The sequence below is a fragment of the Cocleimonas sp. KMM 6892 genome (genome assembly GCF_035798195.1).
GTDB classification, from domain to species: domain Bacteria; phylum Pseudomonadota; class Gammaproteobacteria; order Thiotrichales; family Thiotrichaceae; genus Cocleimonas; species Cocleimonas flava.
The window spans coordinates 20,781-46,625 of record NZ_JAPFBV010000004.1 but is presented as its reverse complement, the minus strand read 5'-3'; the positions used below and the strand labels follow the sequence as shown (position 1 = coordinate 46,625).

The following is a 25,845-nucleotide window of genomic DNA, read 5'->3' as shown; positions in this document are numbered from 1 at the left end:
AAATTAAAGTTTAGATAATAATTACTGCAAAAAAGTGCCCCAAAGTAGGGGGGTGACCTAAAGCCCCTCTAAAGATAATCCAAAGCATCTTCCAGTCGTTGCGCTGTCATGATTTTCATTCCCGGAATACCCTTTTGCGGCATATTACCTTTTGGAATAATCGCGCGTTTGTAGCCGTGCTTGGCGGCTTCTTTGAGGCGTTCTTCGCCATTCGGTACGGGACGAATTTCTCCGGCTAGGCCGATTTCTCCAAAGACGATTAAATCTGATGGGTGTGGTTTATTGCGGAAGCTAGATAACGCGGCAAGTATCATTGCGAGGTCGGCGCCAGTCTCAGTAATTTTCATGCCACCAACGACATTGATGAAGACGTCTTGATCGAACATGGATACACCGCCGTGGCGATGCAGAACCGCAAGTAACATATTGATACGGTTTTGTTCTAGGCCGATGACGACTCGTCTTGCTTGTTGCCCGTGGCTGTCATCAACGAGCGCCTGTACTTCAACTAACAGTGGGCGTGTGCCTTCTCGAGTAACCATGATCACACTGCCTGCAACTGGTTCTTCGTGACGTGAGAGGAAAATGGCGGAAGGGTTGTTTACACCAATCAAGCCTTTTTCGGTCATCGCGAAAACACCGAGTTCATTGACTGCGCCAAAACGATTTTTTACGGCGCGTAAAATTCTGTAGCGTCCACCGGGGTCGCCTTCAAAATAGAGTACCGTATCGACCATGTGTTCCAACACGCGTGGTCCTGCGAGTGTACCTTCTTTGGTGACGTGACCTGCAATGAATAATGAGGTGTTGGTTTGTTTAGCAAAGCGAGTCAATCTTGCAGTGGCTTCACGCACCTGACTGACACCACCGGGTGCAGAGTTAAGTTCTTCGGTGTGGATGGTTTGAATCGAGTCGATAACCATCACATCGGGTTTTTCATGCATGGCGTGTTCAATGATACGCTCGACACAGGTCTCGGTGAGAAGGCGTAATGGCTCTGTCGGGAGTTCTAATCGCGTGGCGCGCATCGATACTTGCTGTAAGGATTCCTCACCTGTGACGTAGAGCGTGCGCAAGTCAGTCAGGCTGGCGAGTGTTTGAATCAGGATGGTTGATTTGCCAATGCCAGGATCACCACCAATCAATGTAACGGAACCCTGGACTAATCCACCGCCTAATGTGCGATCCAGTTCTGATAAGCCTGTTTTGGTTCTAGGTACGGCTTTCAGGTCGATATCTTTAATCGATTTTATTTGTCCGACATCACCCGAATAACTTTGAAAGCGACTGCCTTTGGCTGCCACAGTGCTGGCAGCTGAGCTACTTTGTACGGCGCTTTCTTCAAGTGTGTTCCATTCCTTGCATTCGCCGCACTGACCTTCCCATTTAATGTGAACGGTGCCACAGGAGGTGCAATGGTATTCAGTCTTAGGTTTTGCCATGTGTGTTGCTCTTATTTTTTGGTATGTTTTCTTAGGTGTATGTAGTGGGTAAATGTTGTCGATTTAAATCGTAGTTTTATTATTCTGTTTCTTCAGTACGTTTGTGATCATTTATTCGTGGATAAAGAATCAGTGTCTTAATTACATTATTCTGTGTTTTTCTGATTTCCATCGGGTAGTCGTTAATCAGAATGCTGGTTCCCGGGGTGGGAATCTGGCCGAGTTCTTCGGTGACTAGTCCATTAATTGTTTTTGCCCCATCGGTAGGTAATTCCATATTCAGTTGACGATTAATGTCACGGATATGCATCGCACCTTCGATCCAGATTGAACCGTCTTCGTTTACTTTAGCTTCATAATCGAAGTTGGCGGGTGATGTTGAGAATTGCCCAACAATTTCTTCGAGAATATCTTCGAGTGTGACAAGCCCCTGAATATCGCCGTATTCATCGACTACTAATGACATGCGTCGGCGTTCGTCTTGAAAGTTAATCAATTGCTGCGTTAATGGAACTCCTTCTGGGGTGAAGTGGGCAGGAGATATGAGGTTTTCAAAACGTTCACGATCCATTTTGCCTTCGTGAAATAGTGGCAAGATGCGACGTAAGTGTAAAAAGCCGACGATATTATTAATGCTGCCTCGATACATCAGGAGGCGGGTAAAGTTGCTGCGAAGAATTTGTTCTTCAATATCATTCCAGTCGTCGGCAAGATCAATGCCGCTGATGTCGGTACGTGGAATCATGATGTCTTCGACGGTGGTTGATTCCATATCGAGCACGCGCATTAGCATGTCTTGATGGTTTTCGGGGATTAATCCGCTGGCTTCGTTGACGACGGTTTTGAGTTCTTCCGGGCTGAGAGATTGATTGTCGGTGACATTTGGGTCTACCCCCACAAGACGCACGACGGTATTTGCAATGATATTGATTACCCAAACCAGTGGGTAGGCAAACTTCAGCATGACCACATAAATATAGGATGCGGGCAGGGCGATTTGTTCTGAACGCAACGCTGCGATGGTTTTGGGAGTTACTTCGGCGAAGACTAATAGTGCCAGTGTTAATAAGCCGGTGGCGATTGCTACGCCAGCACTTCCGCCGAGACGAAACCCTAGATAGGTGGCTAACTGGGTAATCAGTATATTGACCAGATTATTGCCAATTAAAATTACGCCAATCAGTCGATCAGGCTTTTGCAGTAATTGCATCGCGAGTTTCGCACCTTTATTCTTTTTCGATAGGTGCTTGAGCTTGTAGCGATTTAACGACATTAATGCCGTTTCTGTTCCCGAAAAGAATGCTGACATGAGAAACAAAATCACGAGCAATAGAAATAATACTCCTATCGGAGTTTCATTGATGTTCACAGGCTTTAACTATTTCTGTCTATAAGTAGGGGGGTGCCAATCTGCGCGATGTCTTTATCGATGACAAATTCCTGAATGAATTTAGAGCCAAAAAAGGCTAAGGCCAAGACAAGAAAGCCAGCGAGTGTCCAGCGCACGGCTGTTTTTCCGCGCCAGCCATATTTCCATCGTCCAACAAGCAGGGAAGTAAAAATCACCCATGAGATAATCGACAAAATGGTTTTATGCGCCACATTGGAGCCGAATAGGTTTTCCAGATAATAAAAACCAGAAATTAAACTGATTGTTAACAAAATCACGCCAATGATGATCAACCTAAATAGAAAGTGCTCCATATCTTCCAGCGAAGGGAGTGAGCGAATGAAGCCGTTATTTTGACGATTGTGTAAGTGTTTGTTTTGGGTATGCAGTAGAAGCGACTGGAATGATGCCAGCATTAACACGCTGTAAGCCAATAGCGAGATTAAAATGTGAATGCCCAGACCGCTGTGCATGTGCACGACTCTTTCAGAGCCTGAACCAATGGTGGTACTTAAAAGGATACTGAGTATAGTGATCGGTAATATAATGATCGCCAGTGATTCAATCTTTCTGCTAATCGTTGTGATGAATAGTAATAAACTGATAAACCACATCACATAGGATGACAGTGTAAAAAAGCTAAACGATAAGGGTTCGCCGTTCATTACGGGTAAATGAATACTGGTAATATGAATAGCTAACGCCACAAACCATACTAAGAAAAAGTATTTTCTTTTCTCCTTACAGTTCTCTGGGTTTTCAATGCTGGCACGTACACAGGCAGTTATCATGTACCAACTGATTAAATAGAATATAATCGCCGCAAAGTTCAATAAGTTAGCTGTCATGAGTTATCGTCTGTTTGATCTCTTTAAAAATATCTTTGATTAACCGGGATGAAATTTTGTTCGTCTCTAATTATAATGCGTGTCGACTAAGATATTCATTATAGAGTAATGAAAGCTAATGTTATACTAGGCGATTACTTGTCGTTTAAAAAATTAATTAAAGAATAACTTTTTATTTATAGAGTTGTTTAAGGCTAATCTAAAGGCCTATTTTAAAGAAAAGAACAAAACATAAAAGAGTATTTATAAATGTTTGAGAATTTAAGTGATCGTCTTTCCCATACAGTCAAGAAGCTGAAAGGTCAGGCGCGACTAACAGAAGATAATATTAAAGAGGCAATGCGTGAAGTGCGCATGGCGCTATTGGAAGCTGATGTTGCGCTGCCAGTCGTTAGAACCTTTGTTGATAAAGTTAAAGAACGCGCCATTGGTGTCGAAGTGCAGGGGAGTTTGTCTCCTGGTCAGGCACTGGTTAAGGTCGTTAATGACGAACTTGTCAAAATCATGGGTGAGGCCAACGAGTCTCTTGATTTAAATGCTCAACCACCTGCTGTTGTATTAATGGCGGGTTTGCAAGGTGCAGGTAAAACGACTACCGCTGGTAAATTAGCCAAGCTTCTGCAAGAAAGAGAAAAGAAAACAGTCGCAATGGTGAGTTGTGATGTTTATCGACCTGCGGCAATCAAGCAGTTACAAACCCTCGCGGGTCAGGTTGAGGCAACTTTCATTGAAAGTGATATTGAACAGTCTCCTGTGGATATTGCAATTGCTGCCTTAGATTATGCCAAGCGTAATCATATCGATGTATTGTTAGTGGATACAGCTGGTCGTTTGCATGTCGATGCAGACATGATGGATGAAATTCAATTAATCCATGCCGCGGTTAAACCGGTAGAAACGCTGTTTGTCGTTGATGCGATGACGGGTCAAGACGCCGCTAACACGGCTAAAGCGTTTGGAGATGCATTACCGCTTACAGGTGTTGTGTTGACCAAAGCTGATGGTGATGCGCGTGGTGGTGCAGCTTTATCTGTTCGTGAAGTAACTGGTAAGCCAATCAAGTTCATCGGTATGGGTGAAAAGATTGATGAGCTTGAACCATTCCACCCAGAAAGAATGGCATCACGTATTCTTGGTATGGGTGATGTACTTTCTTTGGTAGAAGAAGCTCAGCGCAAAGTTGATCATAAAGATGCCCAGCAATTAGCGAAAAAGCTAAATAAGGGTAAGGGGTTTGATTTGGAGGATTTGCGTAATCAAATGCTTCAAATGCAGAAAATGGGCGGGATGGGTGGCTTAATGGATAAGTTGCCTGGCATGGGTAAAATGACCCAGGCCGTTCAAGATGGTGCTGGCGATAAAGAAGTTAATCGCATGGTGGCTATCATCAATTCGATGACACCAAAGGAAAGACGTTTTCCTGCGGTCATTAAGGGTTCACACAAAAAACGTATCGCAGCTGGTTGCGGTCTTCAAATTCAAGATGTAAATCGATTACTCAAGCAACATAAGCAAATGAGTAAAATGATGAAGAAATTTAAAGGCGGTGGCTTGAAGAAAATGATGCGTGGCATGAAAGGCCAAATGCCTCCAGGAATGGGCGGTGGCGGTGGTTTTCCCGGTATGTAATGCGATGTGAGTTTTCAGTTTTAGAGGTCTTTTTTATGCGTAAAATGACCAGTAATATAGAAAACTGTTAACTTTCTTTGAATCAGTACAAAATATACTTTCTTTTTTTATTTAAAAGCGTAGAATTGCGCGATTATTTTTCTGTTGCCTTAGGGTGATATAGTTAGTTGCTCGAGTATCTTATTTGTCGGTTATTTAAACAGGTAAATAAATATTTTTAGTATTTAACATTTTATTGAGATTTTAAGATTATGGTTACAATCCGTATGGCTCGTGGCGGTTCTAAGAAACGTCCTTTTTACAAAATTGTTGTTACTGATTCACGTAAACCACGTGACAGTGGATACATCGAAAGACTAGGGTTCTTTAATCCTCGTGCTACTGGTCAGGAAGTTCGTTTAGAACTTAAGCAAGACCGTGTTGATCATTGGATCAAAGAAGGTGCACAACTTTCTACACGTATTGCTACTTTATTGAAAGAGTCAGCTAAAGCTGCTGCTTAATAGATAGGCTATATGAGCCAATCTAGCGATTACATCACTCTGGGCGAAATCTCAGGAGTACATGGAATTAAAGGATGGGTTAAGATTTTTTCTCATACGTCTCCTCGTGAGCAAATCACTGAATATAAAGAGTGGTTTATCAAGAGAATAGGCGATGATTGGAAATCGATTAAGATTATTGATGGTAAAAAGCAAGGTAAGAATATTATCGCTTTGCTCGAAAATACCCAATATCGCGATCAAGCTGAAGCTTTTGTAGGTTCTGAAATTGCAATCCACAAGGATCAATTAAAGAAACTATCCGAAGGTGAGTATTACTGGCGAGACCTGATAGGTCTTTCAGTAGAAACAATAGAAGGTGAAAAGTTAGGTCAAATTGACTGGCTTTTCGATACTGGCAGTAATGACGTTTTTGTTGTTAAAGATACTGACGGTGTAGAGGTTAAAGAACGTATGCTGCCTTATTTAATGGGTGATGTTATACAGTCTATTGACCTTGAAAAATCTTTGATGATTGTTGATTGGGATCCAGAGTTTTAGGTTCCCATGCGCTTTGACGTGATTACTCTGATGCCTGAAATGGTTGAAACTGTTGCAGGGTTTGGTGTAACGGGAAGGGCAGAAAAACGTAATTTAATTGAGCTGCACTGTTGGAACCCTCGGGATCAAACAGAAGATGTTCATCGAACGGTTGATGATCGTCCTTATGGTGGTGGACCAGGAATGGTCATGAAAGCAGATTGTTTGTTGAAAACAATTCGCGAAGTTAAAAAAAGTGCACCTGAAAAGACGAAAGTAATTTACTTGAGTCCCCAAGGTAAACCGTTAGAACAATCAATGTTGCTAGATACTTCGGTTAATGTGCAATCGCTGATTTTGTTATGTGGTCGATATGAAGGTATTGATGAGCGCGTAATTGAGTTGGAAGTCGACGAAGAATGGTCGATAGGTGATTATGTTTTAAGTGGTGGTGAGCTTGGTGCAATGGTAGTAATAGACGGAATAACTCGTCTACTACCATCGGTGTTAGGGCACAATGAGTCAGCAGAACAGGATTCATTTAGCGATAAATTATTAGACCATGGCCATTACACTAGGCCAGAGGTTGTAGAAGACTTGGATGTGCCAGCAGTTTTAAAAAGTGGTGATCATAAGGCGATTGCTATTTGGCGAAGAAAACAGGCGTTAGGAAGAACTTTTGAAAAACGTCCTGATTTATTAGAAAACAGAGCATTGAGTGATGAAGATCAGAAATTACTTGATGAATATTTGAAGAAATAATACATAGGTTTAGAGGTATACAAATGAGTACGATTATTCAGGCAATTGAAGCCGCACAAATGAGCAAAGAAGTTCCTGATTTTAACCCTGGAGATACAGTTGCTGTTTCAGTAAAGGTTGTAGAAGGGGAGCGTGAGCGTATTCAGGTTTTCGAAGGCGTTGTTATCGCAATTAGAAACCGTGGTTTGAATTCTGCGTTTACTGTTCGTAAGATTTCTTACGGTGAAGGTGTTGAGCGTGTTTTCCAGACTTATAGTCAGACTATTGCTGGTATTGAAGTGAAGCGTAAAGGTGATGTGCGTCGCGCAAAGCTTTACTATTTACGTGGTCTTACTGGTAAAGCAGCAAGAATCAAAGAAAAAGTATAATTATTTACTTTTTGAAGAAGCCGCCTTGTCTATCAGGCGGCTTTTTTATGTCCACATATTTGTTAGCTTTTATTTGATGCAAACTAATTGAGTTCCAATGAATTGGCGTACAACTTCAGCTTGGATTCAGATAGCTTATGCGAAAATATGAGCACATAATCATAAAATTGAGATATTTAGTCTCTAATAAAAAATAATAATAAATTCGTGCCTAATACAGAAATAAATATACTTTCCCTAGTGATAATCGGCTTGATGCTGATCATTATTGCTTTGGGTCTTTATATGTTTTTTTATTACAAAAAGCACAAGCCTCAGTTCGAGGAATCAACAGATAACTGTCAGGAAGATGCATATAAATTATTGCCTGAGCCTATCGTTATACTTAATATAGATAATAAAATCATATACTTGAATCCTGAAGCTGAAAATATGCTCAGTTGCAAGCTTAGGCGTGTGATGGGTAGAGATTGCAGTGATGTTTTTACGCTATTGAATCCCAATACAGGAAGGGTTCTGCAAGGTGTTTTAGGTGGTGATGCTGCATTCCTGACTGAGAGAATGACGCGAGATTGTATATTGCAGACAACAATGAATCAGACTGTCTCGATCGAGCTAAATCTTATTCCATTGAGGCGTTTTGCTGATCAGGAGCAAGATCATATTTTGCTTGTCATTAATAATATTACAGAGCGTAAAGCTTTAGAGTCAAAATTATCTAACCTTGAAACTTATGATGGTTTAACACGTATGTTAAATCGTAAATCATTTGATGCAGCAGTAAAGCAACTAATCGATAATGCACACAAACATAGCTCTAAACATGTATTGGCTTATTTCTCTATTGATCAGTTTCAAGTAATCAACGATACAATTGGTTACGCTAGTGGTGATAACCTAATCACTAGCATGGGGGAGCAAATCAAGAATCACTTGTTTACTCCCTTGGATATTGTCGGAAGAGTAGGGGCAAATGAATTTGCAGTGGTTTTCTGCGAGCGTAAATTAACTTCTGCGATAAAAACAATTCAAGAGATTTTAACTGATGTTTCAGAATACAAATTCATGTCAAGAGGTCAGCAATACTCAATAACAATGAGTTGTGGTTTTGTGGTTGTTGATCAGAAAACTACCTCTTCAACTCGAGCAATTTCAGAGGCTAATACTGCATGTAACTTGGCCAATAAACGCGGTGGTAATCGTGTTTCAGCTTATAAGTCAGAAGATTCTGAAATTCAGAAAATGGAAGGAAATCTTGAGTGGGTGATGATCCTCAAAAAAGCTCTTCAGGAAAACCGCTTTCGCATGCATGCGCAGCCCATTCACCCATTAAAAGCGAGTGAATATAAAAAGCCTTTTTATCATTATGAGCTTTTGATTAGATTGTCAGATGAGAAAGGCAATCCCATAGCTCCCGATGAATTTATCTCTGCAGCTGAATATTATTCTATGATGCCTGAGTTAGATAAATGGGTGATCAGGAATGTATTGAAACAAATCAGCGCATTACCAGAACAAAGCCCACTGCCAGTCTTTGCGATTAATTTATCAGGACAAAGTTTGAATGATCCTCACTTCCTTGATTTTGTAACGAAGGAGATTAAAGCCTCAGGTGTAGATCCGCAGATGCTATGTTTTGAAATCACTGAGCAAGTGGCTGTAGAAGATTTAACCTTAATCAATGCATTGATGGCGTCTTTGAAAGCATTGGGTTGTAAGTTCTCATTAGACGATTTTGGAACAGGGGTGAGTTCTTACGGTTATTTAAGATCTCTTGATGTCGATTATCTTAAAATTGATGGTAGTTTTGTAAAAAATATTGCCAACGATGAAGTGGCCAAAACAATGGTTCAATCCATTAATCAGGTTGGGCATACAATGAACCTTAAAGTAATTGCTGAGTATGTCGAAAACGAGAAAATCATCCATCTGTTGCGAGAAATGGGTGTTGATTACGGCCAAGGTTATGAAATTGCACGCCCTGGACCATTGGAAATAGTAATCAGAAACCACATGCTAGATAGTCATGTGGATGATAAGGTAGCAAATTAAAAGCTTAAGTTTTTAATATAATAATACTTTAATACGAAAATTATTTATAATCCCCTAATTAAACAATTACGATTTCATTCTCTACTTATTGAAAATGAATCTTATCTCTTAAGGAAGAGAATAATGGGATTAAATAATAATAGCGCAACTCAAAAAGTCATTTTGAGTGTTGCCTTACTAATGTCTTTGACGGCATGTAGCCAAACTAAAACGACACAAGCCGAAGGTGTAAGTTCTACCGATTCTGCTGTTGTTTCTGCATCTAATAATCCATCAAACAAAGATTCTTTAGAAAAATTCAATCGTAGTATCTATTCGTTCAATGTTGGTCTGGATAACTACTTCTTAAAGCCTGTTGCAAAGGGTTATAAGGCTGTTACTCCCGAATTTGTTGATACCAGTGTCACAAATTTCTTTTCAAATTTGGGTGATGTCGGTAATGCAATTAATAACCTATTGCAATTTAAAGTCAGTGATGCAATCAATGATACTGAGCGATTTGTGTTTAACTCTACATTTGGTTTTGCCGGGTTGCTTGATGTGGCTTCCGCAGCTGGCTTAGAAAAGCATAATGAGGATTTTGGACAAACACTGGCGCGTTGGGGGGTGGGATCTGGTCCTTATATCATGCTGCCTTTCTTAGGCCCATCAACGGTTCGTGATGCAAGTGCAAAATTTACCGTTGATAGATTGACTGATGTAACTAATTACTCTGATGAAAGCCTGTATTATTTTGCGCTTGAAATGATTGATAAAAGAGCAGATCTCTTAAATGAGGAAAAAGCATTTGAGAATATCTCGAATGACCAATATGTGGCTCTTAGGGATGCCTGGTTGCAACGCCGTGATTATTTAATTACCGATGGTAAATCCTCTAAAGATTCGGCTTCAGATTTAATCGATCGGTTGGAAAGTTTAGATGATCTGTAGATTAGATAGGGCTTAATCTTAATATGAGCATTCACATTTTAGGAATATGCGGTACCTTCATGGGTGGTATTGCTTTATTGGCGAGAGAATCTGGTGTCAAAGTGAGTGGCTCGGATGAAAATGTCTATCCGCCCATGAGTACCATGCTTGAGTCTCAAGGTATCAAGCTAGATCAAGGTTTTAAGCAAGAACATTTAAGCGAATTAGAATCTGAATTAGATGCTGGTGAACAAAGTCAGGTTGTGGTTGGTAATGTCATGAGTAGAGGTAAAGACGTGGTTGAGTATGTACTCAATCAGAATTTACCATATACCTCTGGCCCGCAATGGCTGTATGAAAATATTTTAAAGGATAGGTGGGTTCTAGCTGTTTCAGGAACTCACGGTAAAACGACAACAGCAAGTATACTTACCTGGATACTCGAATATGCGGGCTTGAGTCCTGGATTTCTTATTGGTGGTGTGCCAGAGAATTTTGGGGTCTCTGCAAGGCTTAGTGGAGATTCACCTTTTTTTGTTGTAGAAGCAGATGAATACGATACTGCCTTCTTTGATAAGCGTTCTAAATTTGTCCATTACCACCCCCGTACTTTGGTGATAAATAATCTGGAATATGATCATGCAGATATTTTTCCTGATTTGAATGCGATCAAAACCCAGTTTCATCATCTTATTCGAATGATTCCTCAGAATGGTTTAATAGTAGTAAATGATGAAGAAGAAAACATTTCAGATGTTATAGATCAGGGTTGCTGGACGCCCTTAGAAGCTTTTTCAGCTTCTGCAGATGAAGGTACTGATACTGCGTCAGTTAAAGGCTGGGCCGCGGAATATATTAATACTGATGGTAGTGAATTTAAGGTGTTTTTTGATGGGCAGCAACAAGGTGTTGTGAATTGGTCATTGCTAGGTAAGCATAATGTATCAAATGCTTTGGCAGCTATTGCTGCCTCTAGGCACGCTGGTGTTCCGGCGAAATTTGCAATCGAAGCACTGTCTGAATTTAAAGGTATTAAGCGCCGTATGGAGCTTCGTGGAGAAGTGAATGGTGTCAGGGTTTATGATGATTTCGCCCATCACCCCACGGCCATAGAAACTACCTTAAAAGGTTTAAGGCAAAATGTTTCAGACAAGAAAATAATCGCGATTCTTGAGCCTAGATCTAACACTATGCAATTGGGCGTTCATAAACTAACCTTGGCAAAATCATTAGAAGAAGCTGATCATGTTATTCTGTTTCAACCTGAAAATGTTGATTGGAATATGCATGATGTTATTGATGCTTTAGGTGATAAGGCGAGTTTACACAGTAATATTGATCAGTTAATTAAGGCTTTAATGCCAACTATCCAAGATGGAGATCATATTCTTGTTATGAGTAATGGTGGTTTTGGCGGTATTCACGATAAACTTTTACAGCAATTAGAAAGCCTAAAAAACTAATGCCAACTCAATCCGTTACATTAATTATGACTGGAGCTTCTGGTGCCCAGTATGGTTTGCGTTTACTAGAAGAATTGGTAAAAGCAAAAAAAAATATAACGCTATTACTTTCAAGGCCAGCGCAAATCGTAATAAACACTGAAACTGATATTAAAATCCCCTCAAGAGCTGCGGAGATTGAGGTATTTTTTAGTGAACTGTATGGTGCGGAGCCTGATCAAATAAAGGTGTATGAGAAAGAGCAGTGGATGGCGCCTGTTGCTAGCGGTAGCGGCGTAGCAGATGCTACGGTGGTTTGCCCGTGTACGACAGGGACTTTGTCGTCTATCGCGATGGGAAGTAGTAAAAACCTATTGGAGCGAGCCGCGGATGTTGCGCTAAAAGAGCGCAAGAAAGTCATACTGGTTGTACGCGAAACACCTTTCTCGGACATACATCTGGAGAATATGTTAAAACTTTCCAGAATGGGGGTAGTCATAATGCCTGCAAACCCCGGTTTTTATCATAAACCTGAGTCTCTTGAAGATATCATAAACTTTATGGTAGCCAGAATACTTGAGCATCTGGAAATACCTCATGAAATTTTACCTGTTTGGGGATCGTAAGTGATTTTAAATAAAAGACTAGCAAGCCATACGGCAACTTGCTATTCCTTGCGCTAAACCTTATATTCCCCAGCATATTAATTTATTACTAGAATAGGAGCGCATTGTGGCGACCATCGATATTACAGCTGAGACGTTTGAAGAAACTATTGAGAAGAACGATATTGTTATTGTCGATTTTTGGGCAGAATGGTGCGGACCTTGCAAGTCTTTTTCACCTATTTACGAGGAAGTCTCAAATAAACACGAAGGCATAGTATTCGGAAAGATCGATACTGAGTCTCAGCAAGAATTAGCAGGGCATTTTCAAATTCGTTCAATTCCGACGTTGATGATTTTCCGTGAGCAGGTTGTTCTTTTCTCTCAGCCAGGCATGTTAAATGCAGAGCAATTAGAAGATGTAATCAGCAAAGTACAAGAAGTAGATATGAAAAAAGTACACGAAGAAATTGCTAGCCAAGAACAAAAATAACCGCAACACCTAAAAGTAATAATATGAATCCAGATTTTCTTGACTTTGAACAGCCAATAGCTGAATTAGAAGCAAAAATAGACGAGTTGCGCTACGTAAGTAGCTCTGATGTTAACCTAGGTGACGAAGTTGAGCGCTTAGAAGAGAAGGTAAATACACTTACAAAGTCTATCTTCTCTAAACTAACCTCAAAGCAAATAGGTCAGTTAGCGAGACATCCAAAACGTCCTTATACGTTTGATATCATTGATCGCATATTTACCGATTTCCAACAGTTGCATGGCGACAGAGCCTATGGTGATGATAAAGCTATCATAGGTGGAATGGCTCGTTTTGAAGGCAATCCGGTGATGGTTATTGGACATCAAAAAGGTCGTGATACTAAAGAAAACATTAAACGTAATTTTGGTATGCCTCGTCCTGAAGGCTATCGTAAAGCTTTACGTTTGATGAAAATGGCTGAAAAATTTCACTTACCCGTTATCACATTTGTCGATACTCCTGGTGCTTATCCAGGTATCGGTGCTGAAGAGCGTGGTCAGAGTGAGGCTATCGCCAGAAATCTATTTGAGATGGCTAAGCTAAGAACTCCTATCGTATCTACTATTATGGGTGAAGGTGGTTCTGGTGGAGCATTGGCTATTGCTGTGGCAGATAAAGTCATGATGATGCAATACAGTACCTATTCTGTCATTTCTCCGGAAGGGTGTGCATCTATTCTATGGAAAGATGCAGCAAAAGCGCCAGAAGCTGCAGAGGCCTTGGGTATAACGGCAGACAAGCTGAGCAAACTAAACCTGATTGATCGTATTATTACAGAGCCATTGGGTGGTGCGCATCGAGATTACGATGCTGTCTCATCAAGTATCCGTGAAGCATTAGAAGCAAGTTTAAGGGAGTTGCGCGCATTGAGCACTGATCAGCTTCTTGAAAAACGTTATCAGAAACTTATGAGTTTTGGTCAGTTTGATTCTTAATTTGTGATAGTTGGTTTTATCATCTATCAGTAAAGTATCTATCAACTGCAATATAGTTTTAAGCGCTTTCTGAAGCTATATTGCAGGATTATGTCATGATAAGTGTTAGTGAAATCTATCGACAACTAAGGATGCTTGCTCCTGAAAAGACTTTCGTTATAGCTTATAGTGGAGGTCTTGATTCTCATGTGCTGTTGCACTTACTTTCGCAAATTCCAAATGCTCAAAGTCAAGTCAGGGCAATTCATATCGATCACGGTTTGCAATTAGCTTCGCAAAGCTGGGCTAGCCATTGCGAAACAGTATGTCGGGCATTGGGTATTCCATTCGCGCAAATTTCACTCAAGCTCAGTGTTCAAAAAGGACAAAGTGTAGAAGAAGTTGCACGAATCGCTCGCTATGAAGCGCTTCATCAGTCTTTAGGCAAAAATGAATCATTACTTACAGCTCATCATCAAAACGATCAAACTGAAACCTTCTTATTGAATTTATTTCGTGGGGCAGGGGTTGATGGCTTGGCTTCAATGCCTATTTCAAGATTATTCGGACCTGCTGGATCAGAACGCCAATTACTTAGGCCGCTTCTTTCGTGCCGTAGAAGTACCTTGGAGTCCTATGCAAAACAACATCAATTAAACGTCATAGAAGATCCAAGTAATCTTGATGAGTCGTTTGATCGTAACTACTTGCGGCAACGTATTCTACCTGAGTTGGCTAATCGCTGGCCGGGCATTGATAAATCTATTTCTCGATCAGCTGCCATACAGGCAGAAGCAAAAGAGATTTTAAATGAGATTGCTGATGTCACGTTAAAACACGTTTGTGATTTTAACAAAAATGCCCTATCTATTGATAAATTACAAAAGCTGTCAAAAGCAAAGCAGAAACTGGTTTTGCGCTATTGGATTGCGGAAAATGGATTTTCTTATCCTTCAGAAAATAAACTCCAACATTTGTTTTCAGATGTGATTGAAGCCAATCATGATACACAACCTTTGTTGGAATGGCAGGGAGTTCAGCTTAGGCGTTTTCAGAATTACCTCTATATTTCTCAGCCGCTAATAAATCATGATCCCAGTATTGTCATTAAATGGGATCTCAGTGCGCCTTTAGTCATTGATTCCTTAAATTTAACCATACAGCCCGATGAATTATCAGGCGTAATACCAGAGGATACTTCTTGTGTTACGGTTAAATTTCGTCAAGGCGGAGAGAAAATCAGAATACCGAATCGTGGCAACTTAAGCGTAAAAAATCTTTATCAGGAAGAGGGTGTACCTCCCTGGATGAGAGACCGTATGCCATTTATTTATATTGAAGATGAGCTATATAAAATAATAGGTTTAGCGCTCAAGTAACTTATAAATCTTCAATACTATTTATCCACCCCCCTACTTACAGCGGGTTTTTTAAGAAAGGTTTTTATCATGCACATGGCTTTGCATTTCATAGTCCCTGCAATTGTGACACTTTTGTTCTTTCGATCGAACTGGAAGATGGCCTATGCAATTATGATGATGACTATGATCGTTGATGTTGATCATCTGTTGGCTACTCCAGTATATGACGCTACACGTTGTAGTATTGGCTTTCATCCTTTGCATCGGATGTTGCCTATTGTAGTGTATATTGGAATGTGTTTTATACCCAAAACACGGTTAATAGGTGTTGGTTTAGTGATACATATGGCGTTGGATTCATTGGATTGCCAGATGACGAATCAGGTTTGGTTTGTATAACAAACCCAGAGTAAGTCCTGATTTAAAGGTTGCGTGAGATAGGTGTCAGGTTATCCTTAAATAAGGGTAAGGTTTTAGTATCTCGTGATAATTGTTCTTGCTTACTATTCCAGCTTTCTAGTAATTTGTGAAATTGTGTAGCATTTACGGGTTTTGAGAAATAGTATCCCTGACCGTAATCACAGCCAGCATCAGCAAGAATTCTTTTTTGAGTTTCTGTTTCTATGCCTTCTGCGATGACTTTACAGCCAAGTTTATGCGCCATCATTATAATAGCTTCTACTAACGCTATATCATCTGACTCTTCAGTTAAATTTTGAATGAAGGATTTGTCTATTTTTAAGTAATCGATATCAAATTTCTTGAGATAAGATAACGATGAATAACCCGTTCCAAAGTCATCAATAGCGACTTCAATATTGAGGTCTTTAAGTTGATGCAAGTTTTTTCTAACTGATGCACTGGTCTCCATTAAAACGCCCTCAGTAATCTCAAGTACTAGATTTCTGCCCGTTAATCCGTATGCATGTAATTGATTAAACCAGCTAGAGATATTCATGCCATTTTTACGGTATTGCAGCGGTGAGGTATTAATGCTCATTTGGAAATTTTTATTATTTTTTACAACCTCAACGGTTTCAATGATGGCTTCTAAGAATACCCATTCACCGATATCGTTGATAAGCCCGATTTCTTCAGCAAGCGGGATAAACCTTTCAGGTGACACGAAGCCGCGCGCTGGGTGTTTCCATCGAATCAACGCCTCAGCTTTAGAAATTGTATTATTATCGAGATTAACAATCGGTTGATAATGAAGCTCAAACTGCTGCCTGTCTAATGCCACTTTTAGATCATTGATCAGGCTATTCTTATTGAGTAAGTCTGACTGCATAGAGTGATCGAAGTATGAATAGCAGTTTCTGCCTTTCTTCTTCGAGTGGTACATCGCCTGATCGCTGTAGATGACTAATTGCTCTGCGTTATTGGCATCATTGGGATAACTTGTTATGCCAATACTGGTTGTAATGTTGATTTGATTATCTTGAATAATAAATGGCTTGCTCAGACTGGTTCTGATGTTGCTGGCTATATTTTCAATTTTATCCACATCGGTGATGCCTGGTAGAATAACCATGAATTCGTCACCACCTAATCTTGCATTAGTATCACCATCTCTGATGCAGGTGTTTATTCGAGAAGCAGTTTCTATCAGTAATTTATCTCCCATGGCGTGTCCTAAAGAATCATTAACTTCTTTAAATAAGTCCAGATCAAGGAAGAACAGGGTAAATTCTTGTTTACTTTTAATGTATGACTCAAGAATGCTATAAAATTTTCTTCGATTAGCCAGCCCCGTCAAATGATCAATTTCAGATTGGGTTTTAATGAGTTCCTGACTTTTTTTAAGTTTGTATTGGGAGTGCCTTAAACTAACTAACCATGCAAGTAGCAAAAACAATATGCCTAACAGTATTGAGCCGATAGAGACAGCGGTTTTAATCGTAACCTGGGGCAGTATATCCATGCCAAACCAGTATTCTTTAATCGCCGCACGGTCATTTCTTGATATTGACGAGAGTGCTTTATTTATCGCGCTCGCTAAGATAGGTTTGTTTTTATTGATGCCAACACTATGGTCGCTTGAGTATTCAGTTTCACCTGAGAAAGATAAGTCCTGTAGTCCAAGTTTTTTTATTTCATAGCTCGCGGTGACTGCATTACCAACGTAAGCATCGGCCTGTCCTGTAGAAACGAGGCTAAGTGCCATTCCAGTGTTTTTTACGAGAATTAAATCAATATCTGAATACTTCTTACTAATTTCTCCTGATGCGTAAGAGCCATTCTCGATGGCTATTGTTTTACCTCTTAAATTATCAAGAGAGCCGATGTAACCGTTTTTAATGCCATTGTTAATAATAATGGTTGGGTTATGTACAAAAGGCGGGGTAAAGGTTAAATAATCTGAGCGCTCTCTGGTTTCTACCAAAGCGGATACCATATCGACTTGTCCAGCTTTTGCCAATTGCATGGTTTTAGCCCACGGAGCATCTTTGTAAATATCAAATGTTATATTTAAGCGATGCTCGAGGATCCTCATATAGTCAGCTGAGAAGCCAATGTAATTTCCATCAGCAGTGATTGATCCGAAAGGAGGGAATGCTCTGTCTATACCTAATTTAATAACAGGGTTTTCTGTTAAATACTCCTTTTCCTCGTTAGTTAATTTAAGGGAGTAATTGTCATTGTAGATAACAGAATTTATTTGTGTTTTGACACTTTCGGTGGTGACAACTTTTGGGACTATAGGTGAGCCTAGATAAACCGCAAGTAGTGTTAAAATCAACACGGCAAGTGCAAATATATAAGATATGATTGGCTTTTGAGTCATGCAAATACTGTTACGTCGGCTTATTTTTTAATTTCTATTTATTATGAGAGAATGACGTAAAAACACCATTATTTATCATATGATTGTACTAGAAGAAAACCTAACACCAACTTAACAAAATCTTAATAAATCGTTATTTCAATCTTATGTTTAAAGGACAGCATCTATATATCAAAAAAGCTTCCGGATCTTATACGCATCACGGTTTAGGTATCGGTGACGATAAAGTGATTCATTATTCTGGATTAGCAAATGATTTGACTGTGCCTGGTGTCATTGAGGAAATAACGATAGAAGAGTTTTCGCAAAATAAAGATATTCATATCAAACCCCATTTGGATAGAAAGTATCTAGTAGATGAGGCAATTATTCGCGCTTCTTTAAGATTAGGCGAATCTCAATATCATATCTTACACAATAACTGTGAACACTTTGTTGAGTGGTGTATTTCAGGTAGGCATAAGAGCAGTCAGTCACAGCGCGGGAAGTTGATTTATTCTGCAGGTATTGGTGCGCGAGCGTTGATTGGGGTAAAGAATCCGATTGGTTTTGTTGCCGGGGCTGCTGCAGGATATGTCTATATTCATCGGCAAGGTATGAAAAAATTGCCTGACTTTGAGCATTTAGAAAAAGAATTTCTAAGAATTAGCGATGAAACCAACAATAACGTTATTGCGTTACCGTATGTAGATTAATAAAATTTTATGGATTGGGTTATTCCAATGCAAAAAAATACACCCCACTATTTATATGATTTAAATTGCAACGTTTATGCAAAAAAACCGCTATAAGTAGGGGGGTGTATTTAAAAATAAATGGAAGAGTTAATTAATTAACTTATCCATTTATTGGTTATAAATTAACCGTGATCGTGTCCACATCCGCCTGGAGCGTGTGGGTGACCATGTGCAATTTCTTCTTCAGTCGCATCACGTATGTCTAAAACAGCAACATCAAAGTGCAGTGTTTCGCCTGCTAATGGATGATTCGCGTCAATTTTTACCATATCGCCTTCTACATCAGCGATTGTGATAATTTGAGTGCCTTGAGCTGTTTGTGCATGAAATTGTGCGCCAGCAACTAGGTTTTCATCTTCGATGCCTTCAAACATTGTGCGTGGAACAGCTTCAGTCAAGTTAGGGTCGCGTTCACCGTAAGCGTCTTCAGGTGCAACAATAAGATTAAAGCTATCGTTTACCTCTTTGTTTTCTAAAGCTTTTTCTAGGCCTTTAATGATTCCGCCAGTGCCGTGCATATATAAAAAAGGTGATTCGTTGTCAGCTTTATCTAATATTGCTCCGTCGTCGTTTTTAAGTGTGTAAGTAAGTGAAGCAATTTTATTGTCGCTAATTTTCATGGTCGTTCCGCAGAGATTTTAAAGGGAACGAAGTCTGCCATAAATCCGTCTTAATTTATAGTGTTACGTGGTATCCTTTTATTTTTTTGAAGCACAGCTTGGGGATTTGTTTCAATGTCGTTTAGGCGCGCGCTTTATTCAGTCTTTTTATACCTAATTCTTCCGATTGTTATCCTAAGATTATTCTGGCGCAGTAGGTCTAATCCCGCCTACAGAAAACGTATTTCTGAACGTCTTGGTTTTGTCACTAATCAATCAGAATTGCCTGTTATTTGGTTGCATGCAGTATCAGTAGGTGAGTCGATAGCAGCAAAGCCGCTGATTGAGTTGCTGCTTGAAAAATACCCCACTCATCGACTATTGGTGACCACAACGACACCGACCGGTTCTGATCGGGTTATATCAATGTTTGGTAGTAGAGTGTCGCATGTTTACTTTCCTTATGATTTGCCCGACGCGGTTGCTCGATTTGTTCGCACAATGAAACCTGATTTATTGATTGTGATGGAAACTGAAATCTGGCCAAATTTATATGCAAAATGCCATCAACGATCTATCCCGATTATAATTGCGAATGCACGCTTATCAGATCGATCTACCCAGTCTTATTCAAAAATCAGAGGATTGGTCGAAGAGACACTGTTAAGAGTACATACTATTGCAGTAAGAGCAGAAGCAGATGCACAAAGATTTAAAGCATTAGGCGCAAAGCCAGAGCAGATAGAAGTTGTTGGAAACATAAAGTTCGATGTTCAGCTTAATCAGCAACAAATCAAAGCTGGAAAGGAACGACAACAGCATTGGGGTGCTAATCGACCGGTTTGGGTGGCAGCAAGTACACATAAAGGTGAAGATGAGATAATTCTACGTATTCATCAGAGTTTGCTAAAAGATCTGCCAGAGTTATTGTTAATTATCGTCCCGAGGCACCCAGAGCGTTTTGACGATGTGGATCAACTCTGTATGAGTATTTTTGATAATAAAAACAGTTATATGCGTCATAGTTTGAAGAAAAGTTATGATGGTAATAATGTGAGTTTGATACTCGGAGATTCCATGGGTGAATTACAGTCTTGGTACGCTACGGCTGATGTTGTTTTTATCGGTGGGAGCCTGGTAAATACAGGAGGACATAACCCATTGGAAGCGACAGCATTGAATGTTCCTGTTGTGAGCGGCAAGTACATGTTTAATTTTGATGATATCTCGCATCATCTTGCGAATGAAGGTTTGATGACAGTTTGTAATACTGAAAGCGAGCTTACAGAAGAAGTGCGCAAATGGTTGGATGGAAGTTTATCAAATCAACAGAAAGCAGAATTTGTTCAAAAATCAGAGCAATTCATGCAGCAACACCGCGGTGTTACTGCAAGATTGGATCAGTTAATCTCTACAGCTATTGATATGAAATAATTTTTGTAAACATCATTTGAATATAAATTTTTGAATTATGTTTTACATATTCTTTTGAAGAATCTCTTCCATCTTTTTTAATTCTTCTGCATTTCTAGCATCTTCTTGCAAGCGCCTGGCAATTTTTTCTTCCATCAGCTCTTGTGGTGTTTTTAGAATTTTATTTTCTTCATCTAATTTTGGTTTTCCGTCATCCATTTCTTCTAATGCCAGATCACCAAATGCTAGGTCTATAGCAGCTTGTTCTTCTTCAGTCGTGTCTTCATCGCTAGTCATATTAGAATAGGTACTGTCTTCTAAATTCAGCTTAACTTGTAAGTTACTCGGTGAATCCGCATTTTTGAGCGCTTCTTCAAGAGATATAATGCCTTGTTTGTGTAGTTTATAGATGTGGCTATCGAAGGTTTGCATACCTAGTTCTTCCGACTTTTCCATGATTTCTTTAATCGCTGATACATCACCTTTCATGATTAAGTCACGAATGGTTTGAGTACCGATTAAAATTTCAATAGCAGCAACCCGTTTACCATCAACAGTCGGAATTAAACGTTGTGAGATAAAGGCTTGAATGTTTAAACCAATATCCATTAATAACTGACTGTGACGTTCTTCAGGGAAGAAGTTGATAATTCTATCAAGCGCCTGATTCGCATTATTTGCATGTAAGGTCGATAGACATAAGTGACCTGTTTCAGCAAACGCTAGAGCATGCTCCATAGTTTCTTCGGTTCTAATCTCACCGATTAAGATAACATCAGGTGCCTGACGTAAAGTATTCTCGAGGGCATCTTCATAAGTATCTGTATCAACACCTACTTCTCGTTGGCTGACTAGAGACTTTTTATGGGGGTGAACGTACTCAATCGGGTCTTCAATAGTAACAATATGACCTGCAGAATTAGAGTTTCTATGATCAATCAGCGCGGCCAATGAGGTTGATTTGCCTGAGCCTGTACCACCAACAAAGAGAATTAAGCCTCTCTTTTTCATGATTTGTTCTTTGAGTACTTGTGGGAGACCTAAATCATCTGCATTCGGAATTTCGACTTTAATATTACGAATAACCATCGCAAGATTTGTACGCTGTTTGAATATATTGATACGGAAGCGACCAATGTCTGGCTCATCCAGAGCGAGATTCATTTCAGGTTTGTGCTCAAATTGATCCAGCTGTTCCTTGTTCATTAGAAATTCTGCAATTTCATGGAGCTGTTCTGAAGTCATTCTTTCTCGACTTAAAGCTTTAAGCTCGCCATTAAATTTAGCAGAAGGTGGCGCATTAAATGTTAAGTAAAGATCTGAACCATCATTTTTGACAAGAATGCGGAGGTATTTTTTGAAGTCCATTTGCGGTACCCATTTATTATTAGAATTATTGAATAGAATTTATCCCGATTTTAAAATATTCGCTTTGTCTGGGTAAAGTGGATTCCGACTAGCTGTTAAATTAATTTCTCTTCAGAATTTTATATGCAGTAAAAACGGGTCGAGTGCAGGCGCATTTAAGGCTGACTATAAATTAAGATTTTATAAAAAAAGGCTCCAAAGTAGGGGGGTGTGAATTTAATTTAGCTTTAAGCAGAGTGTTTGAAAAGGCTTTCGCAAAGCATTGTTGATCTGTTTTCGAAAGATATCGTGAGTGACTTGAGAGTAGCTAATCCAAGTTCTCTTCTTAAGTGCTTCGTTTATGTATGTACTGCGAGAACCTGATCATGAATTCTCACAAAAAAGTATTAATTTTCAGACTTCTGGCCTGACAGGGTTATCACAAGGTTTCTGGAACCGCCCATATTACGGTGTTCGCATAAGTAAATACCTTGCCAGATGCCGATATTGAGTCTGCCATTTGTAATAGGGATGTTTAGGCTGCTGCCGAGAATACTAGCCTTTAAGTGAGCAGGTAAGTCATCTGAACCCTCAAGCGTATGTTTGTAATACGGCTCATTCTCTGGGACTGCTTTATTGAAGTAGGATTCGAAATCCTGACGCACCGTTGGATCTGCATTTTCATTGATAGTTAATGATGCAGAAGTGTGCTTGATGAAAACATTCATTAAACCAACTTCAATGTCTTTTATTTCTATGAGTTTGTTTAGTATTTCATCGGTAATAATATGAAAACCGCGAGATTTTTGTTTTATTTGTATTTCTTTTTGTATCCACATGATTCTGGTTTTAAATATCTGATTTAGGGTACATTATCATATCGTTTTAATTGACTCCGTGATAATTTTATAAATCTGTTTATTCTTCGAGTTGAATTTATTTCATTGATTGTTGATGGTGAGAAATTGTTAAAGAATATTTTTTTGATGAAATGAGTGAATGATAATGAAGCACGTTATCTATCTGTTTTCATTGGATTAAACGTGGATATTTTGAATGACTAAAGTTATATTTTCTTTCTTGTTCGAAGTGTGAGTCCTCACTACTTTCATATTTATTTCATATTCGTTGTTTATGCTGAAATGTTTTGATTACGTATAAAGCAAAATGTTACAAATGGTTTTTGAACTTAGATGCCGTAGCGTAGTCTTTTTATTCAGGTTTTTTATTTTTTCTAAGGTATTAATCTTCAGATTCATTGTCCCTAATCATGGCTCAAACATTTAGCGTATAAAGTTGATAAGTGTTAGTATTACGCGGATAACTGGTCGATTTGTATTTAAAGGGTTTGTAAGTCGACGAATAAAGTTAATTTATTTAAAATAAAAGTATTAGATTATGGTTTTTTTGAAAGCCTTTTTTGGAGAGTGGTCATTGTTTGCTAAGAATAAATTGGGGTTTTGGGGCTTGTTAGGATGTAAGAAAAATGCCAGTTCTCTGGTGTTTGCTATTTCGTTATCAGTTGCATTTACTACTCCCGCTGTTTACGCAGAAGAATCTGCTCAAATCAATTTGCGTGATGTGGAAATTCCTACGCTTATTGAAACAGTCTCTAGAATAACGGGTAAAAGTTTTATTATCGACCCTAGAGTCAAGGGAAGAGTCACGGTAATAACGAGCAGTGATATTGATAAGAATGAATTGTATGAAACATTTTTATCGATTCTTCAGGTTCATGGCTTTTCTGCTGTACCAGCAGGAGAAGGCAGTAATTTAGTGAAGGTTGTTCCGTCTAATCAGGCAAAGCAACAACCTGTGCCAGTGATTGGTGAAAAAGAGGAACAAAGCAAAAAGAAAAGTTCACGTGATGCAGATGAATTAATTACCCGCGTAATTCGTGTTGAGCATGTGCCAGCTGCGATGTTGGTTCCAATTTTACGTCCTTTAGTTCCTAGTACTGGTCAACTTCAGGCCTATGGCCCAAGTAATACAATATTAATTTCTGATAGAGCCGCAAATATTGAGCGTTTGATCAAAGTCATCAAACGCATGGATAGAGCAGATGATGAAGAATTAGAAGTTATACCATTAAAATTTGCTTCAGCAAAAGACCTCGCTGCGACGATTCAAACACTACAGCAATCAACAGTTAAAGGGGCTCCTACAAAAAACAAGATTTCAGCTGATGATAGAACCAATAGTCTGTTAATCAGTGGTGATAAGTCGTCTAGACAACAAGTTAGAAAAATTATTGCGAAGCTAGATACGAGTCAACCACTTCAAGAAAAGACCAAAGTAATCTATTTGAAGTATGCAAAAGCTGTTGATTTAGCAAAAGTTTTAACAGGTTTTTCTGCTGTGCAGAAAACAACAAAAGCGACGACAAAAGGCGCCGCTGGAACGCAAAAAGCTGATATAGATATCCAGGCTGATGAAGCATCAAACTCATTAATAATTACTGCCGAGCCAGATGTGCAAAGAAATCTAGCCAAAGTAATTAGCCGTTTAGATGTTAGACGAGCGCAGGTGATGGTTGAAGCTGTGATCGCAGAAGTTTCTGCAAGTTTATCGAAAACCTTAGGTGCAAACTTAGGTATCTCAAGTACTGAAGGAATCATTGGCGCGACGGGAACTGTTGCTGGTGTCAGTTCATTACTGAGTATTTTTACAGCAGATTCTGATGATATAGCAACAGGCTTGTCTGGAGATGGCGGTACTCTCGGTCTAATTGATAATGTTGGTAGCAATAAATTTGGCCTGTTAGTTGAAGCTTTATCTGGTGATGGTGCAACAAATGTACTTTCTACTCCAACGGTTTTGGCATTAGATAATGAAGAGGCGAGTATTGTTATTGGTGAAGAAGTCCCTTTCGTAACGGGTAGTTATACATCAACAGGCGATGGCACTAGCGTTTCAAATCCTTTTCAAACGGTTGAAAGGGAAGATATTGGTATAACCCTAAAGATTAAACCGCAAATAAACGATGGTAGTAGTGTTCGTCTGGATATTGAACAAGAAGTGTCTAGCATATCTGCATCCTCTACAAGTGCTGAGGATAGAATTACGAATAAACGCTCAATTGCTACGAGTGTTATGGTTGAAGATGATCAGGTGTTAGTTCTTGGTGGTTTGATGAGAGACCAATTTACTGATCAGGTGTCAAAGGTGCCTTTACTGGGTGATATCCCGGTTCTGGGCAAATTGTTTTCAAGTACAACGACTGAAAAGTCTAAGACAAATTTGATGGTTTTTATTCATCCTATGATAATGCGTGATGTCCTGAGCGGAGATCATTATACAAGGCAAAAATACAATAAGTTAAAACAAGCGCAAAAAGTATCTAATATCACGAACAGAGGGATACTTAAAGACAAGGCTTCTCAATTCCCTGCTGATTTACGCCGTGATCTTGCGACGAAATTAACACCTGCTCAGAAAAAGCAGATTATTATTCGTGAGCAACAACAGCGTGAACGTGAATATAAAAATAGAATTCAACAAGCAAAACTGGCTCAGCAAAAGCAGGCGGCAGCACTTCAGGCTAGAAGAAATGGGACTGCCACAACCACTCTTGCTAAGCCGCAACCTGTCGCTAATATGCAGATACCAGCTCGTCTTAAACAAGTAATGCCAGTAAAAAGGCGCTATCAGGAAAACGAACGTCCTAATCAATAGGCTTTGA

General features: G+C 39.4%; 23 protein-coding genes. 16 read left to right on the top strand and 7 right to left on the bottom strand.

Annotated elements, in window-relative coordinates; translation table 11 throughout:
* Positions 1–68 precede the first annotated feature (68 nt).
* The 3 genes from radA to OO007_RS11835 form a co-directional block, all read right to left on the bottom strand.
* Complete coding sequence (gene radA, locus OO007_RS11845; protein ID WP_325808956.1) at positions 69–1,442, bottom strand: DNA repair protein RadA; 1,374 nt, start codon at positions 1,440–1,442, stop codon at positions 69–71.
* A gap of 79 nt (positions 1,443–1,521) precedes the next feature.
* The gene (locus OO007_RS11840; protein ID WP_325809241.1) at positions 1,522–2,766 is read right to left on the bottom strand and encodes an HlyC/CorC family transporter; all 1,245 of its coding nucleotides are present in this window, start codon (positions 2,764–2,766) and stop codon (positions 1,522–1,524) included.
* 50 nt (positions 2,767–2,816) lie between these two features.
* On the bottom strand, positions 2,817–3,680 hold the full coding sequence (locus OO007_RS11835) for a cytochrome C assembly family protein (protein WP_325808955.1): 864 nt from the start codon (positions 3,678–3,680) through the stop codon (positions 2,817–2,819).
* Positions 3,681–3,929: 249 nt separating this feature from the next.
* Between OO007_RS11835 and ffh the strand changes: the two genes are divergently transcribed.
* The 13 genes from ffh to OO007_RS11770 all read left to right on the top strand — a co-directional run bounded on the left by ffh (position 3,930) and on the right by OO007_RS11770 (position 15,678).
* Positions 3,930–5,309, top strand: a complete 1,380-nt coding sequence (gene ffh, locus OO007_RS11830) for a signal recognition particle protein (RefSeq protein ID WP_325808954.1) — start codon at positions 3,930–3,932, stop codon at positions 5,307–5,309.
* A gap of 251 nt (positions 5,310–5,560) precedes the next feature.
* Positions 5,561–5,812, top strand: coding sequence for a 30S ribosomal protein S16 (rpsP, locus tag OO007_RS11825; protein ID WP_131905927.1), 252 nt, complete (start codon positions 5,561–5,563; stop codon positions 5,810–5,812).
* Between the two features lie 12 nt (positions 5,813–5,824).
* Positions 5,825–6,352 (top strand): ribosome maturation factor RimM, encoded by a 528-nt coding sequence (rimM, locus tag OO007_RS11820; RefSeq protein WP_325808953.1) that lies wholly within the window; start codon positions 5,825–5,827, stop codon positions 6,350–6,352.
* Positions 6,353–6,358: 6 nt separating this feature from the next.
* Positions 6,359–7,093: a tRNA (guanosine(37)-N1)-methyltransferase TrmD gene (gene trmD, locus OO007_RS11815; protein ID WP_325808952.1), complete on the top strand. Its 735-nt coding sequence runs from the start codon at positions 6,359–6,361 to the stop codon at positions 7,091–7,093.
* 23 nt (positions 7,094–7,116) lie between these two features.
* A complete protein-coding gene (rplS, locus tag OO007_RS11810; RefSeq protein WP_131905924.1) occupies positions 7,117–7,461 on the top strand; it encodes a 50S ribosomal protein L19 in 345 nt (114 codons plus the stop codon).
* Between the two features lie 285 nt (positions 7,462–7,746).
* On the top strand, positions 7,747–9,513 hold the full coding sequence (locus OO007_RS11805) for a sensor domain-containing protein (protein WP_165874683.1): 1,767 nt from the start codon (positions 7,747–7,749) through the stop codon (positions 9,511–9,513).
* Between the two features lie 123 nt (positions 9,514–9,636).
* Entirely contained in the window at positions 9,637–10,443 is an 807-nt protein-coding gene (locus OO007_RS11800) for an MlaA family lipoprotein (RefSeq protein ID WP_325808951.1), read from the top strand.
* Between the two features lie 23 nt (positions 10,444–10,466).
* Positions 10,467–11,885, top strand: a complete 1,419-nt coding sequence (gene mpl, locus OO007_RS11795; protein WP_325808950.1) for a UDP-N-acetylmuramate:L-alanyl-gamma-D-glutamyl-meso-diaminopimelate ligase — start codon at positions 10,467–10,469, stop codon at positions 11,883–11,885.
* Entirely contained in the window at positions 11,885–12,490 is a 606-nt protein-coding gene (locus OO007_RS11790) for a flavin prenyltransferase UbiX (RefSeq protein WP_325808949.1), read from the top strand. The genes mpl and OO007_RS11790 overlap by 1 nt, the downstream gene beginning before the upstream one ends.
* A 106-nt stretch (positions 12,491–12,596) precedes the next feature.
* Positions 12,597–12,962, top strand: a complete 366-nt coding sequence (gene trxA, locus OO007_RS11785; RefSeq protein ID WP_131905919.1) for a thioredoxin — start codon at positions 12,597–12,599, stop codon at positions 12,960–12,962.
* A gap of 23 nt (positions 12,963–12,985) precedes the next feature.
* Complete coding sequence (accA, locus tag OO007_RS11780) at positions 12,986–13,939, top strand: acetyl-CoA carboxylase carboxyl transferase subunit alpha (protein ID WP_131905918.1); 954 nt, start codon at positions 12,986–12,988, stop codon at positions 13,937–13,939.
* 95 nt (positions 13,940–14,034) lie between these two features.
* Positions 14,035–15,297 carry a tRNA lysidine(34) synthetase TilS gene (gene tilS / locus OO007_RS11775; RefSeq protein WP_325808948.1) on the top strand — a complete coding sequence of 421 codons (1,263 nt, stop codon included), beginning with the start codon at positions 14,035–14,037 and terminating at the stop codon, positions 15,295–15,297.
* 75 nt (positions 15,298–15,372) lie between these two features.
* On the top strand, positions 15,373–15,678 hold the full coding sequence (locus OO007_RS11770) for a DUF6122 family protein (RefSeq protein WP_325808947.1): 306 nt from the start codon (positions 15,373–15,375) through the stop codon (positions 15,676–15,678).
* Positions 15,679–15,700: 22 nt separating this feature from the next.
* On the opposite strand, the gene OO007_RS11765 is transcribed toward OO007_RS11770, so the two are convergent.
* On the bottom strand, positions 15,701–18,067 hold the full coding sequence (locus OO007_RS11765; RefSeq protein ID WP_325808946.1) for an EAL domain-containing protein: 2,367 nt from the start codon (positions 18,065–18,067) through the stop codon (positions 15,701–15,703).
* 146 nt (positions 18,068–18,213) lie between these two features.
* Here OO007_RS11765 and OO007_RS11760 point away from each other — a divergent pair, with 146 nt between their 5' ends.
* Positions 18,214–18,762 (top strand): lecithin retinol acyltransferase family protein, encoded by a 549-nt coding sequence (locus OO007_RS11760; RefSeq protein ID WP_131905914.1) that lies wholly within the window; start codon positions 18,214–18,216, stop codon positions 18,760–18,762.
* A 164-nt stretch (positions 18,763–18,926) separates the two neighbouring features.
* On the opposite strand, the gene OO007_RS11755 is transcribed toward OO007_RS11760, so the two are convergent.
* A complete protein-coding gene (locus tag OO007_RS11755; protein ID WP_325808945.1) occupies positions 18,927–19,424 on the bottom strand; it encodes an FKBP-type peptidyl-prolyl cis-trans isomerase in 498 nt (165 codons plus the stop codon).
* A 114-nt stretch (positions 19,425–19,538) separates the two neighbouring features.
* Here OO007_RS11755 and waaA point away from each other — a divergent pair, with 114 nt between their 5' ends.
* Complete coding sequence (gene waaA, locus OO007_RS11750; RefSeq protein WP_325808944.1) at positions 19,539–20,837, top strand: lipid IV(A) 3-deoxy-D-manno-octulosonic acid transferase; 1,299 nt, start codon at positions 19,539–19,541, stop codon at positions 20,835–20,837.
* A gap of 42 nt (positions 20,838–20,879) precedes the next feature.
* Here the strand turns inward: waaA and OO007_RS11745 are convergent, their stop codons facing one another.
* Entirely contained in the window at positions 20,880–22,184 is a 1,305-nt protein-coding gene (locus tag OO007_RS11745) for a PilT/PilU family type 4a pilus ATPase (RefSeq protein ID WP_325808943.1), read from the bottom strand.
* Positions 22,185–22,570: 386 nt separating this feature from the next.
* Positions 22,571–23,002, bottom strand: a complete 432-nt coding sequence (locus tag OO007_RS11740; protein ID WP_325808942.1) for a secondary thiamine-phosphate synthase enzyme YjbQ — start codon at positions 23,000–23,002, stop codon at positions 22,571–22,573.
* 559 nt (positions 23,003–23,561) lie between these two features.
* On the opposite strand from OO007_RS11740, the gene gspD reads away from it, so the two are divergent.
* On the top strand, positions 23,562–25,838 hold the full coding sequence (gene gspD, locus OO007_RS11735; RefSeq protein ID WP_325808941.1) for a type II secretion system secretin GspD: 2,277 nt from the start codon (positions 23,562–23,564) through the stop codon (positions 25,836–25,838).
* Positions 25,839–25,845 lie beyond the last annotated feature (7 nt).